General features: G+C 54.6%; 15 protein-coding genes and 1 pseudogene. 9 read left to right on the top strand and 7 right to left on the bottom strand.

What is annotated here, in order from left to right; all coding sequences use genetic code 11:
* Positions 1-31: 31 nt before the first annotated feature.
* Positions 32-1438: a hypothetical protein gene (locus M6D32_RS25820; RefSeq protein WP_298261686.1), complete on the top strand. Its 1407-nt coding sequence runs from the start codon at positions 32-34 to the stop codon at positions 1436-1438.
* 244 nt (positions 1439-1682) lie between these two features.
* Here the strand turns inward: M6D32_RS25820 and M6D32_RS25815 are convergent, their stop codons facing one another.
* The 4 genes from M6D32_RS25815 to M6D32_RS25800 all read right to left on the bottom strand — a co-directional run bounded on the left by M6D32_RS25815 (position 1683) and on the right by M6D32_RS25800 (position 5144).
* Positions 1683-2669 carry a hypothetical protein gene (locus tag M6D32_RS25815; RefSeq protein WP_298261684.1) on the bottom strand — a complete coding sequence of 329 codons (987 nt, stop codon included), beginning with the start codon at positions 2667-2669 and terminating at the stop codon, positions 1683-1685.
* A gap of 111 nt (positions 2670-2780) precedes the next feature.
* The gene (locus M6D32_RS25810) at positions 2781-3785 is read right to left on the bottom strand and encodes a DUF4268 domain-containing protein (protein WP_298261682.1); all 1005 of its coding nucleotides are present in this window, start codon (positions 3783-3785) and stop codon (positions 2781-2783) included.
* Between the two features lie 28 nt (positions 3786-3813).
* Entirely contained in the window at positions 3814-4290 is a 477-nt protein-coding gene (locus M6D32_RS25805; RefSeq protein WP_298261680.1) for a hypothetical protein, read from the bottom strand.
* Positions 4291-4322: 32 nt separating this feature from the next.
* Complete coding sequence (locus M6D32_RS25800; RefSeq protein WP_298261678.1) at positions 4323-5144, bottom strand: hypothetical protein; 822 nt, start codon at positions 5142-5144, stop codon at positions 4323-4325.
* Positions 5145-5331: 187 nt separating this feature from the next.
* On the opposite strand from M6D32_RS25800, the gene M6D32_RS25795 reads away from it, so the two are divergent.
* Positions 5332-5598 (top strand): hypothetical protein, encoded by a 267-nt coding sequence (locus M6D32_RS25795; protein WP_298261676.1) that lies wholly within the window; start codon positions 5332-5334, stop codon positions 5596-5598.
* Between the two features lie 117 nt (positions 5599-5715).
* On the opposite strand, the gene M6D32_RS25790 is transcribed toward M6D32_RS25795, so the two are convergent.
* On the bottom strand, positions 5716-6846 hold the full coding sequence (locus tag M6D32_RS25790) for a hypothetical protein (RefSeq protein WP_298261674.1): 1131 nt from the start codon (positions 6844-6846) through the stop codon (positions 5716-5718).
* A 110-nt stretch (positions 6847-6956) separates the two neighbouring features.
* On the opposite strand from M6D32_RS25790, the gene M6D32_RS25785 reads away from it, so the two are divergent.
* Entirely contained in the window at positions 6957-7160 is a 204-nt protein-coding gene (locus M6D32_RS25785; protein ID WP_298261672.1) for a hypothetical protein, read from the top strand.
* 105 nt (positions 7161-7265) lie between these two features.
* On the top strand, positions 7266-7991 hold the full coding sequence (locus M6D32_RS25780) for a hypothetical protein (protein ID WP_298261670.1): 726 nt from the start codon (positions 7266-7268) through the stop codon (positions 7989-7991).
* Positions 7992-7994: 3 nt separating this feature from the next.
* Here M6D32_RS25780 and M6D32_RS26975 read toward each other — a convergent pair.
* A pseudogene (locus M6D32_RS26975) lies at positions 7995-8078 on the bottom strand (iron permease FTR1); the annotation flags it as partial.
* A 462-nt stretch (positions 8079-8540) separates the two neighbouring features.
* On the opposite strand from M6D32_RS26975, the gene M6D32_RS25775 reads away from it, so the two are divergent.
* The 4 genes from M6D32_RS25775 to M6D32_RS25760 all read left to right on the top strand — a co-directional run bounded on the left by M6D32_RS25775 (position 8541) and on the right by M6D32_RS25760 (position 11460).
* Positions 8541-9116, top strand: a complete 576-nt coding sequence (locus M6D32_RS25775) for a site-specific integrase (protein WP_298261668.1) — start codon at positions 8541-8543, stop codon at positions 9114-9116.
* Between the two features lie 92 nt (positions 9117-9208).
* The gene (locus M6D32_RS25770) at positions 9209-10174 is read left to right on the top strand and encodes a hypothetical protein (RefSeq protein ID WP_298261666.1); all 966 of its coding nucleotides are present in this window, start codon (positions 9209-9211) and stop codon (positions 10172-10174) included.
* Positions 10175-10388: 214 nt separating this feature from the next.
* Complete coding sequence (locus M6D32_RS25765; protein WP_298261664.1) at positions 10389-11009, top strand: hypothetical protein; 621 nt, start codon at positions 10389-10391, stop codon at positions 11007-11009.
* 121 nt (positions 11010-11130) lie between these two features.
* Positions 11131-11460: a DUF3768 domain-containing protein gene (locus M6D32_RS25760; RefSeq protein WP_298261663.1), complete on the top strand. Its 330-nt coding sequence runs from the start codon at positions 11131-11133 to the stop codon at positions 11458-11460.
* Between the two features lie 30 nt (positions 11461-11490).
* On the opposite strand, the gene M6D32_RS25755 is transcribed toward M6D32_RS25760, so the two are convergent.
* On the bottom strand, positions 11491-11718 hold the full coding sequence (locus M6D32_RS25755; RefSeq protein WP_298261661.1) for a helix-turn-helix transcriptional regulator: 228 nt from the start codon (positions 11716-11718) through the stop codon (positions 11491-11493).
* Between the two features lie 86 nt (positions 11719-11804).
* Between M6D32_RS25755 and M6D32_RS25750 the strand changes: the two genes are divergently transcribed.
* On the top strand, positions 11805-12020 hold a 216-nt coding region (locus tag M6D32_RS25750; RefSeq protein WP_298261659.1), incomplete at its 3' end, for a hypothetical protein.

Genomic DNA, 12020 nt, shown 5'->3' with positions numbered 1-12020 from the left:
GGACTGTGCGTCCTTTTTGGAAGTCTGAGGCATGTTGGACATCGATGACACGATTGACGCTTTCCGCCGGGGTGCGCTCGATTTCGACTGCAAGCGAATGGTGCTAGCTCAACGAAAGAAAGACGGCGAACGCTTCGAAGGTCAAGGGTATGTCCGCCAGTCAGCAGATGGCACGCTTGTGTGCAAAATTTATGTCGCGCAACACAACGCCAAACCGTTCGGCCATTTTGCAGCCATGTTCGCTACCAAGTCGGGCGAGATTATTAGCGATGACCTGTTTTACGATTTAGATGCAACTGGGCACGACGGCACGCGTTGGACCTCGAAGCGCATTCGATTAGCGCCTCATTGGGACGCGACGGATTTGAGCGTGCTGGTCAACGCTCAGATGCAATCTATAACCGCACATCTTGATATGCCGCAAAGGCTGAATTTCCTGCGTCTGCATTTTTTCGACGAATATGTCGTTCCACTTCATCGTATGAGTGAGACTGAAAAGCACGGAAATCGCTGGATGGTTCGGGACCTTGCCGAATTTGAAGCATGCGGATCGAAGTTTGAGGTTCGGAAGCGCGACGGGTCGGGCGACACCACCATTGAAGTGACTTCCGAAAGCCCCTTCCCTGCGCAGTTTAATCTCAGAATACAGGAAGCTCTCCAATACATAACAGCAAAGACAGCAATCTACCGCGCCCGCCTAGAGAGCGCGGGTAGCGAACTTCACCTCGAACTTGCGTCGTCATTGCGTAAGGCTCCGCGCACTCAATTCAATCCACCCATCGCACCAATCTCTATTGATTTTCATCAGCACGGATGGCGGCTGTTTGGGAAATACTTAGAGTACGTCATCGCCAGTGCAAAAGGTACATACTGGAACCCTGTTGCATATCACCTGTACAACGCTTGCGAAGCGACAGCAGGCTCACTCGACGCTTGGGCGGTCGGTGTATCCGTCGCGGTTGAGGCCTTGACAAGTTTAATCAGCGTGGAAGGAGACAAAGAAAAGGCTGAAAGGGTCGGCGTCCTTCAAGATCGAATGCGTGAATGGTTCTCCGAGCAGGCTGACCTGCAAGACTTCGCTAACCGAATAAACGGACAGATCGATGCGATGGGAAATAAACGCCCGCATGATACTTTACACGTGCTCGCCGAAACAGGGCACGTTACAAAGGAATATATCAAAGCTTGGAATAGGCTTCGTCAGCGACACGTCCACCCAACAATAAGGGATCTAAAGAAACCTGATCAAGTCGATTACCAAGAGCTTTTTGACCTCATACATCGTACCGAAGTTTTGCTCCGGCAGCTAACGTTTTACCTAATAGGATATGAGGGGCCATTCACCGATTACGGCGTCCATGCCGACCAAGGTCCTCCATCAGCGCAGTATCCGTTGCGAGTGGCAGATAGTTCCGCCGATCTAGCCGATGTTCCCTGATAATCGATCTCACCTTCAATCCCGATAAAACATCGCTCGGAGGCGTCGCGTTCTTCGCGTTGGATGCCGAAAAAAACCCGAAATTGGCTGCCTCGTATGGCTTGGGCGGAGGCAATCTTCCGGTCGCGCGCGAAGACCTGATCAAACATCTCCTCTAGGTCGATTCCCTCGCGATGAGCCTTGACGAACTCCGCCCGGACAACTGGCGACACATAAGCCAACACGCCGCCGCCAGCGCCACAAACTAGCGGTCTTGCTTTGCCGCCTCCGCAGCAGCAGTATCAACGCTCGCCGTAAGCCAAGCAGGAACTGAGCCAGTCTCGCGCCTAACCAAGTTCACAGCTTTTCGAAAATCCTCTAGTGCCTCCCTTGGATATCCACGCATGGCTTCCGATATTCCTACGATGGCGAGGCATTTCCAGCAGTTGACGATTTGCTTGTCATCGCGATCCAAAATAGTCACCATCAGCGTCCCCGGTTTTTGCGCCGACATGTTGGGGTCAGAAAGAGTAAGCCACATGATTATATCGATGGCGGCATACTTCGGCGTCTTCGGATCTGCCGCAATGCGTTCGCAAGCCGTGCGGTATGCGGCTGAGCGCCCCTGACTATCGCGGCCCGTTGAAACATAAGTACGAGACGTGGCCGCGTTGGCCCTACAAGCTATGTAGTCTGCTTCATTTGCGCTGGCCGGTGTTACCTCCTCAGCGGGAATGCGGCTTGCCCATCTGTAGCAGTCAACGCCATTATTTGAGGTATCCTCCACGCTCCACTTCATGAGTCCCCAGCACTCGGAGTCTTCGGCACCAAGCCACATCATGTCAGAGGGTTTGGTGTATTTACCGAAACCTTCGATCACGCCCCATGGTACGCCATGCGCGGTCGCATTAGCGGCCATGGCCTTGTTACATTCGAGGGCTGGTGTGCCGTCTGGATTACGGCAAGAATGAATGCCGAGACGCCCGCCCATGTACACAACGCGTGTCTTGCCCGATACGAACAGAGCCATCGCGCACGCAGAAGCACACGATGCACCCGCCCTGACCACCGTCCGAATACCGCCGCGCGCATCCATACGGGCGGCGATAGCGAGCGCCTCGCCAACTAGGCCGCCAGGGCTGTCTAATTCTAACGTTTCGAACTTTGGCAACGCAGCGAATTTCGCTGCGTCATTTTCTTCAATCGGCCCTGATGCATACACCGTCTGGAGGTCACGCCTAGTGAAAGTCATGGCGTCTGCTTCGGTCGCTACGGCAAGTAAGAGGCTTGCGGCTATCGCAATTCGTCGCAACATTCCGAGCGCTGACCTCCCTATCCTGCCCGGGCGAACGCCAGCCGCTTATCAAAGCGCCGAGCGATCATGCTCAATGTCCGGCACGGCAAGCTTGAGATTGCTCATAAAAGGCTTCAGAGCGCTTGCCAATTTCGGCCCCCACGTAAGCAACCACTCGTGCTGTTTTCCCCATGTTGCCTGATCGCCGCGCTTCTCTAGGCCGGGCATATAAAACGCGATCCGAGAAGCCTGTCTTTCCGGCAATTCCTCCCATGCAAGCGGTGCCCCGAAGGCGTTCTCAATCTGCTCCTTTTGGGCAAGGAGCGCGGCGAACCCGGCCTTCGCCAAAGACCCCTGAATATAGATTTCCAGTCGAAGACTTTTATCCCAGGGGAATGTTGCATTGAGCGCGAAGCTAGGGTTGCCACCTTTCAAAGTTTCAAACGCCTGCCAATTTTCTCTGTACGGACTTCGTTCAGCAAGGGCGGAATATCGGCCGTTCGCTGCTTCGATCAACGCGCGCCAGTAGTCCTTCCACTCTCGCTGATATTCTTTTTCGGTGGCCGTAGTCTGCTTTGCCGTCAGCGTTCTCTTTGCCCAGTCATTCGGTTTCGCGACAATCGAGAAATCGGGGGCAAGCGGGCTATCGCCAATTTTGTAAAGCTCGATCTCCACACCGAAGAAAGCGAACTCCTCGGTAGTAGCTCGATTAAGAAAATCGATTGCTGCGCGGTGCTCTTCCCGAAAATTCTCGGCGATCCAAATGACCGTGCTAGCTTCCAATCCAGCCGCATACGTCAATAACTGCCCGAGATGGCTGTGATCGGTAGGCGTGATCTGGCTTTCGATAATTACCCATCGGCCCGTATCAGCCTCCTTGGCTAAGATGTCCGCAAAGAAGGACCCGACCACCTTTTCAACCGCTTCAAGCTGGAGTGGGATGCCAATTCTCTCAGCAAGTAGATCAAGATTGGCCTTTTCTGCCAGCCACGGAGTGAAGTTACTGGCCTCGTTAGGCCATGCTTTGCGAAGCGTCTCACGTTCAAGGCGCGCCAAAGGCGTTACTGCTGTCATGTTCGCCGCTTTCCCCTACCCTGTTCTATCAATGCCGCGCAGCGGTCGCGCTTCCGAAGGTCTGTTCGTTGATTTTGACGGGTTCACACTTGCCCGAGCCAACCGCGTCGCAGAAGTCCTTAAATGATAGTTTATTGGACTTCATTATCTTGACCATGCTGTCACGCCAGATCGACACGTTCCCCTCCAGAGCAACGTGCTGCACATAGGCGTGTTGCAACGCGCGCACGTAAAGGCCGAATTGGAACGGCTCGGATAGCGTACTCTTTTGCCGATTGGCGGTGACAATGTCGTTTAGGCAGGCGACGAACTCGGCAAAGTTTGTGAGGTTGTGCAGTCCGCAGTCGAACGCAGCATCTTGGCCCCTATCAATTTCTGATCCTACAGTTGGCTGCCGTGAAATCGGCGCGTTCAGCTTCGAGTTCTGCGCCATGCAGGGGGTGAAGATGGCTAGTGCGAGAGCGATGCCGACGCCATGAGGGTATTTCCTAGTTTTCTGCCGCATGGCGATGCTTCTCACTCCGAATCGGACCTGAGCTACTTATTTAAGGCCAATAGCCCTTTGTAAACCGTCGCCGCTTCCTTCGGAGCAAGCGAGGCCATAGCAGTAAGAAAATGATATGCGATGTCGCATCCTTCTTTCGCGGGCAACGAGCCGACATCTTCGAGCTTGCTGATTTCGCCGATGTTAAAGCCGTTGCTTTGATAGGAGCGGGCTAGAATCTTTCCGAGCGCGTCCACCGAGAGACCTGATGGTAGCGGAGCGGGTTGAGTGACGGCCGTTTCGATGATGTCGGCTCTGGCTTTCGCCTTTGCGTTCAATAGGTCGAGCGGGACTTTATCGACGGGAGCATTTGCTGTCCCGAGATAGAGAGCGACACAGTCACTTGGTTGCGATCTCGCGGAACGAACTATGGCCACTTCGCTCAGAAGCAAATTTCGGACGGCTTCATCAGAAGCCACTAACATGTGCAGGTTTACATATTTGTCTGCGATTGCCGCGCCAACCGCGCGAGCGGCTAGACCGGAGTTTGGACTACCCCTGATTTCATTTAGCTTTCGCACGGTCTCCGCTTCCGCGTCAGGGTGATATTTGAGGATCACGCTGAAAATCGGGGATTGCTTCATCATCACCCTGACCGCCGCATCTTGCTGGAGCGATGGGAGAAGTGACTTCGTCGTTAACTGGATTGAGCCAACCACGAAAATAACAGGGATGATCCGCCACGCTTTATTCTGGCCGAAGACTTTCTGAGCCGCAGCGCCAAGCAATGCACCAGTTCCGCCAGCTATCGCGCCGATAATCCCGACGATGGCGAAGGACGGAAGTGAAAGAACCCAGTCAAAGAGGTCGTTCATACGTTGTGATGCTCCCCGCTTACAATCGTAGCGAACTTTATCGAAGGCGCAAAGCCCCACAAAGTCGAAAGCCGCCGCCGGGTTGAGATCGGCGACGGCTTTGCTAGGAAGGGGGCATGATACGCAACCCGGTTCGCCGTATCGTCGCATCCGGTAAAGAAACTCTTAGCTTGCATAGGAGGTTGGCATGTTTGACGTGGCGTTTTTCATTGGTGCACTCGTGCCGACATTCTTGATTAGCAGACTTATGCTTTGGGTTGTCGGCAAAGCTCTTCCGAATGGGCCGTTCCTCGCGATTGCGGCGAACGTCGCTTCTCTGGTAATCGCCAGCCTCATTCTATGGCTGACCGGGAGCTTTCCCACTTACGCACGGGAGGAGCTTGCGGCCCAAGCAGTTTGGCTAGTGGTTGATCTCATTCGCGTTAGCCGTCGCGCATCAACTCTCGCCAAATAGGGGATTGTCTACAGCACCGCGAGCCTAGGCACTAGCTCGTAAGCTGCGTAACCACTCAACGGCACCCGCAAATCCCACAGGAGATTCAGCGGATCTTCAGCCGTCATATCGCCTTTCTTACAGGCCGCCCGAGCGCATCAGCACGATGTAGCGCTTTCGGCGCGATGATGGCCAGCCGAGCGCGGCTCTCATTGCGGAACTAACGTTGTGCTTGGCCCACTCGTGGCCTCTCAAGATATCAAACAAGTAGAGCAAGTCCGATACATCCTGAAGGTATGCCGTAAGGTCCTTTGGCTCGATCTGTATCGCTCCCGTATGAACAAGCTTGTTTCGAGTGATCGCCCCAGACTCAACGCGCTTGAACCACGGCTTCAGCTTGCCCCAATAGTCGATTGGTGTTCCCCGATGCTGATGCAACTCCGGAATATAAGCCCTAAGAATTTTGTGGATTGGAGGTGAAGGCAGCTCAGAAAGCAACCAACTAGTGTCCGGAGAGAGGTGCGCGACATACGCCTTAACGCCGACTTCCAGTGCCGAAGTAGCGATCAAAAACGCGCTGCGTGGGGAGTGCTCTCGAAGAACTTTGGCTTCTCTCAAAAGCTCATGAGCGACACTTTCTTCTGAAGAAGCTTCGTTCCAGACGCTATCCAGGTCGGCGCGATCCAGCTCATTCCACTCGATTCCAGCCGGTGATGCTCCTACTCGTTCTTGCCCTCGACGCCCCACAATCTGGTACGAGCTGCCGCCTACATTCCAATACAGCGCAGGGTCACCATCGAACACCCAATGAGGACCATCCAGATTCTGTTGCCATCGCAGGAGACGGACCAGCCGATAGGCTCGCTGCAAGAGCATTTCGCGCGCTGTGTCGCACAGGGCCTGCACGTCAAGTGGATACAGCTCGAAAGGCACACCAAAGCCTTCTGAAATTGAACCGTCAGCAGCAATCAAGGTACGGTCGCGGTCCTTGTAAGGCAGCTCAACAGGCATCTTGTCATGTGCTTCAAATTTACGGGCAAGCAATGACGTAATGAACTTGTGTGCAGCGGCAGGCGCGGCGAGGCTTACGCGCGCTTTGCACACGAGAGGTCTAAAACCGTCGGGGCGTTCTGGCTTGATGGTGATTTCCACGCCCGATGAAGCATCAGCGAATGTCAGGCCGTCTGGAAGTGCCGGATTGAAGCTAATCTCAGCCAGTCTTTCAGTAAGCAGAAATCGCACTGAGGCGTCGGACGAATTTTCAGACACTTTCCGTTCCTTTAAAGGGTTCGCATCCCGCAAGAGGGGCCCAACGCAGCTTGACTTAATAAGAACATAATGAGAACATCTATTTCGCTCCGTCAAGCGGATTAGCCATCATGAACGAGGCCCAAACGGTCGATCCGCCGTCAGACGCGGAGCGATTGGAGATTGCTGCTGATCAGGCGATAGCGGCTTGTGGCGGTGATGCGCGAGAGGCTGTTAAGGCGCTCTTGGTCGCTCTTGAATTCACAGAGAAGCAAGTATCGGAAGGGTACGTGCGTGGCGTGAAGCACGGAAGGTTCAACACCTATTCAGGTTGAAGTATGGGACAGCAGAAGGTGAAACGGCGCAGCACGGCTGAGTTCATTCGGAACTATCCCGCGTGCTGTCTTTGCGGTGAACGTCCTACCGCTACTCGCGAGCACATGCCGCCCAAAGCGCTCTTCGAGAATAAGCATCGCCCAGACAAGCTAGTCATGCCTGCTTGCGGCGAGTGCAATAGAGGCACCAGCACTTCTGATTTGGTCGTGTCGCTGATAAGTCGTTGGGGCTTTGAACAAACGCCTTATGGTCCAGCCGACCACGCGAAGCTTGTTAGTCAGATCAGGATACAAGCTCCTGACGTTCTGCTTGAGTGGGAGACCGCGTTTACGCCAGATATGCAGCGTCGAGGGCAACTACACCTCAAGCGTCAGGGCGTTGACCTTCCGCGTGGTACGCCGGTCGTGACCATTGGACCTCTCACCGTTCGTCATCTGAACGTGTTCTCCCATAAGGTGGCACTGGCCCTTTACTTCGAGCACTTCAAGCGACCGCTATCAAATAACGGTCGCGTGCAAGCTTTCTGGAGGTCAAAGGAAGACTTTCACCACGGCGTACCGTTGGACCTCATCAATCTGATGGGCAAATACAACAAGTTGGTTCAGGGCCGCTGGGATACAGGAAAAACATTCGAATACAAGTTCGATACGAATGTAAATGAAGGGTTGTTTGGCTGCTTCGTCCGATTTCGGCAAGGCTTTTATGTTCTCGGCTTTGCAGTCGAGAATAAGGACACTCTTTCTAACAATGACGAATTGGAAGACGGTGGATGGATCGCCCCTCGCGATCTGTTAGGTCCGAACCCGCACTTCGCGAAACGGCTGATTTGAGATAGCAGCGAGGGCTGCGATCACTAGCAAGGCTTCCAATCCCTCTCGGAGCAGGATCGCGGCGGCTACTACAAATGTACCTGTCATGAAAGCTTCCTTCGGAGGCGGCTAGTCTCTCTGTGGGAGAGACATTCTCTCTTTGCGCGGCATTCGCAAGATTCAATGGGTCACTTTGGACGTATTCATAGCTTCACGCGCACCAAGCTGACTGAAGAAGAGCGCACTGCGTTGCCGCGCGGCGACCGCAAACAGCGACCCTACCGCTTGCTTAGCTTTTTCTTGATCGGTGCGACTCCTTTCAGAAGTGTCGCGACCAGCAAGCCGCACTGACCGAATCGGCCTCGATACCTTTTTGCTCTTGTTCTCACGACTTGATCTCGCTCGCCTCCGAGCAGAATTCAATAGAACTGATAAGTTCTTTGCGTGTGCCGATTTGTGGTGCGGCATTCGATAAGCTTTTCATAGAAACCTTATCGAATCTGGTTCGTAAATTTCCGTTGCGCGCCGACCAAATCGCTCTAGAATCGAGGTCTACTTTTCTGAGTGACGATGGCAGGCAGACAGGCCAAGACGCTTTCGACTGATCATATCGACGAACTCCTTTATTTCGCCGAAACCTCTCGTCATCCGCACCGCAATCGCCTGATCGTGTTATTGTCAGTGAAAGCTGGCCTTCGCGCGGCTGAAATCGCCAAGCTCACTTGGGATATGATCCTCGATCCGAGCGGCGAAGTTGGCAGTACCATCGAACTTCACGACAAAGTCGCGAAAAAGGGTGGTGGAAGGTCGGTTCCGCTTCATACTGATCTACGACAAGCACTTGTCGCTGTCAGACACCAAAGCACAGGTCGAGGACCTGTGATCCGGTCGCAGCAAGGCGGCGCTATGACGCCTCTCAGTATTGTCGTCTGGTTTCATCGTGTGTTCAAAGCGCTCGATTTGACGGGGTGTTCTTCCCACTCAGGTCGCCGCACGTTTATCACGAGGGCGGCGAGACTGGTGCACAAGACCGGCGGATCGCTCCGCGATGTACAACTACTTGCGGGTCATCGTTCAATACAAACCACGCAGGGATACATCGACGGCGATACGGATGCGCAGCGCAAATTGGTTTCGCTGATTTGAGTCCGCCTCCGCATGCCCGATCTCGGCAACAGATCGCGGCACCCACACGCCCACTGTCCTCTGTGCATCGCAGTCCGAGTGAGCGCACCACATTGCTCATTCGAACCGTCTGTGAATTTGCAGGTCCCTTATCCTTCCTCGACGACATCGACGAGGAAATCCGGGGCACTGGCTTGCGAGAGGCGGTCACGCGAAGACAAACACCACCAATTTTCGATTGGCTCCTACGAGCATTCAATTTTCAAGGAATTTCCGATCAAGCCGCTTGGGAATACATGCGTAAGCACGGCACTGCGTCGTGGTCCCAGGTAGAGGCAAGTATCACGGATTTTCCGCCATGCTCGAAGCTTCGTTCATTTTGGAGCTACGCAGACTGCGGGTACGAAAAGACTCGGCACACCTGCACGGTGCCGGATCGTATCGACGCGTGTCCGGTACCTCGCCTTCGTTTGCGAAACGGGCGACTGAACCAGATCGCCCTCAGCTTCTTTTTATTTGTCCGGGACATCGCCGAGAGCGACCTCGTCGGCTGGATCGACGGTCAACTGAAAGCCGCAGCGCGCGCCCCAGTCGCCGACCTAGAAAAGGCAAGGCAGGAAGCATTAATTGGGCCTCTTCGGGAGATTTTCGGCGTCTCGGACAAACTCCTGACGATGGCGCTGTCCGGCCTCCTCATCGGCTCTCGGGAACAGCGGCCCCTCTGGTTTGAGGCGGGCGTGTCGATGATAGTCGTGGATACCCTCGTCCATGCCTTCCTAACCCGCTCGGGGATTCTGGATGATTGCGGTGTCCCCCACCCCTATGGTCCCGCCTGCTACGCGGAGGGCGGCTGCGCCGAAATTATCAGAGGAGCCGCAGACCGGATTGATGCTCGCACCTTCAATCCGCGGTTTCCGAAGCTTTTCCCGCGTTGGATTCAATTCGCTCTCTGGCGATACTGCTCCGCAGAGGGGCTCGATCTGTGCAACGGCAACCGTCTCCCGGCCACCGAGCCGTGCCAGCTTGGCTACTGCCACCTGTTTCGGATTTGCGCCAGAAAGCCGCTAAAAACGGCGTAATTTCAAGTATTTACGGTATTTTTCAGACTTGTTTCTGACTTAGAATCTCGATATACTTTTGACACAGAGTCGAATTCACGACCTTGCGCATTTTAGACTTGGAGATACTTCCGGGAATACTTCTCTTTGCCCCAGCCTTCGGGTCTGAAATCGCCTTTCCAACCGCGGAAAGAGGGAGCCAATGGCTCCCTTTCGCATTTTTAGGAGCCGCTCGATGGGTAAGAAAGCTGAGAAGAAAGAACCGGCGCGAGTTGATCAAGTCTACGTCCTTGGTCTGGACGCTAATGGAAAGCCGCGCGGCGCACGCTTTCCAGAACTGAAGGACAGCATCGCTTCCGCCGCCATGGATATGAACTGCCGCGTGCTGATCAGCCAACCCGAAGCGGTTTCCGCGCTTGGCATGAAGCTGCCGGTCGGTCGTGTGATCGGTACAGGCAAGGTGGTGAGGCTGTTCGTCCCAAACATCCGGCGCGAACTCTACGACCAGATATCAGAGGCGGCGCGAACCGCCGAAGCTCTATCTAAGACCAAAACGGAAGCCGCTCCCAGCGAGCAGACGGCAGCCAATGAGACCAAGGGCCAAGTGGCTCACTCCGCTCTCCCCGATGTGAAATGTGTCTCGCCCACAATTTCGGGCTTGCCGAGGAGCTGGGACGAGGTCTCGGTCGGTCACATGGTCCTTATGCATGAGAGCCCAGAAGATGGTTGGTTCGAGGCTACAGTTATCAAACGTGAGGGCGAAGTCCTGACCCTCCGCCTGCGTGATTATCCAAAACAGGGAACGTGGGTCCGCCACATCAATGCGGTGGCACTGGTCAACCCCGGCCCCGCCTGATCATAGGCCCAACGTTCGTGTAGCTGGCTCGGACTTCGGCCCGGGCCAACTTCCAAAACTGCGCGACCCGGCTCTTAGGTGCGCAAACTCAGATCCCACCATCTTTTTAGGAGACACACCGATGTCCACCGACACGGATCGCATCCGTTTGCTCAACGATGAACTGCGACAACATTTATATAGTGGAGGTGCCGTCATGACTCCCGGCGTCGCAGCGCTCGGAGAGGCAGCAGTCAATCACATCGTCAATGCGATAGCCAGCTTCCACGATTTCAGCGCCGACAACGATCCTTGGGGTGAGCACGATTTTGGGACGCTCCAATTTGAAGGCCATTCCATCGTTTTCAAGATCGACTACTACGCTCTGGACGCAGAGGCACATTCGCCCGATCCCGCCGATCCGTCTCTTACCGAACGGGTGATTACGATAATGTTGGCAGAAGAATATTAGTAGCTAACCGGCTCATCAGGACGCCCGCCACTACTCAGAAATCAGCTTGGTTAGAGGTACCGAAAGCGCCTCCGCAATGCGCGCCATGACCATCAGACTGGGGTTGCGCTTCCCTCGTTCGATCCCGCCGACATAAGTCAAATCGATCTCGGCCTCGAAGGCCAACTTCTCCTGCGTCATCCGTCGTTGCTGACGGATCTTGCGAACGTTTCTCCCCAATATCGCGCGCCAGTCCTGCATTGCAGGATCGAGCACCATCGGGCATATAGTCTCTAGGGAATATAGTCCCTATTCGTCAACCTAGGCGGGCGCGCTCACGACGAAAACATTGAAAGGATCGAACGATGTCCAGCGCCGAAAACTCTATTCAGCCGAACTTTTTCCGACGCATTTCAACCCCGGTTTTTCTCTTTCTCGCTTTCCTCCTCGTCCCAGCCGGTACGTTCGTATCCTTCACCGTAGGCATCTTAGTGTGCATTATCGGCGGGGTGGAGAATGCCGATGCACAGGCCCGGATTGGCTTGGCGGCTCTACTGATTGGCTTTGTAGGCTCGATTTGC

This window comes from Bradyrhizobium sp. (assembly GCF_027307225.1).
Lineage (GTDB): Bacteria > Pseudomonadota > Alphaproteobacteria > Rhizobiales > Xanthobacteraceae > Bradyrhizobium.
This window is presented reverse-complemented; position numbering and strand designations above follow the sequence as displayed.

What these genes read in the sequence shown, in the direction of transcription:
- M6D32_RS25805 (WP_298261680.1), bottom strand. Translation starts at nt 4,290, where the DNA reads ATGCGGCAGAAAACTAGGAAATACCCTCATGGCGTCGGCATCGCTCTC.
- M6D32_RS25795 (WP_298261676.1), top strand. Translation starts at nt 5,332, where the DNA reads ATGTTTGACGTGGCGTTTTTCATTGGTGCACTCGTGCCGACATTCTTG.
- M6D32_RS25820 (WP_298261686.1), top strand. Translation starts at nt 32, where the DNA reads ATGTTGGACATCGATGACACGATTGACGCTTTCCGCCGGGGTGCGCTC.
- M6D32_RS25785 (WP_298261672.1), top strand. Translation starts at nt 6,957, where the DNA reads ATGAACGAGGCCCAAACGGTCGATCCGCCGTCAGACGCGGAGCGATTG.
- M6D32_RS25780 (WP_298261670.1), top strand. Translation starts at nt 7,266, where the DNA reads ATGCCGCCCAAAGCGCTCTTCGAGAATAAGCATCGCCCAGACAAGCTA.
- M6D32_RS25765 (WP_298261664.1), top strand. Translation starts at nt 10,389, where the DNA reads ATGGGTAAGAAAGCTGAGAAGAAAGAACCGGCGCGAGTTGATCAAGTC.
- M6D32_RS25775 (WP_298261668.1), top strand. Translation starts at nt 8,541, where the DNA reads ATGGCAGGCAGACAGGCCAAGACGCTTTCGACTGATCATATCGACGAA.
- M6D32_RS25815 (WP_298261684.1), bottom strand. Translation starts at nt 2,669, where the DNA reads ATGACTTTCACTAGGCGTGACCTCCAGACGGTGTATGCATCAGGGCCG.
- M6D32_RS25760 (WP_298261663.1), top strand. Translation starts at nt 11,131, where the DNA reads ATGTCCACCGACACGGATCGCATCCGTTTGCTCAACGATGAACTGCGA.
- M6D32_RS25755 (WP_298261661.1), bottom strand. Translation starts at nt 11,718, where the DNA reads ATGGTGCTCGATCCTGCAATGCAGGACTGGCGCGCGATATTGGGGAGA.
- M6D32_RS25810 (WP_298261682.1), bottom strand. Translation starts at nt 3,785, where the DNA reads ATGACAGCAGTAACGCCTTTGGCGCGCCTTGAACGTGAGACGCTTCGC.
- M6D32_RS25800 (WP_298261678.1), bottom strand. Translation starts at nt 5,144, where the DNA reads ATGAACGACCTCTTTGACTGGGTTCTTTCACTTCCGTCCTTCGCCATC.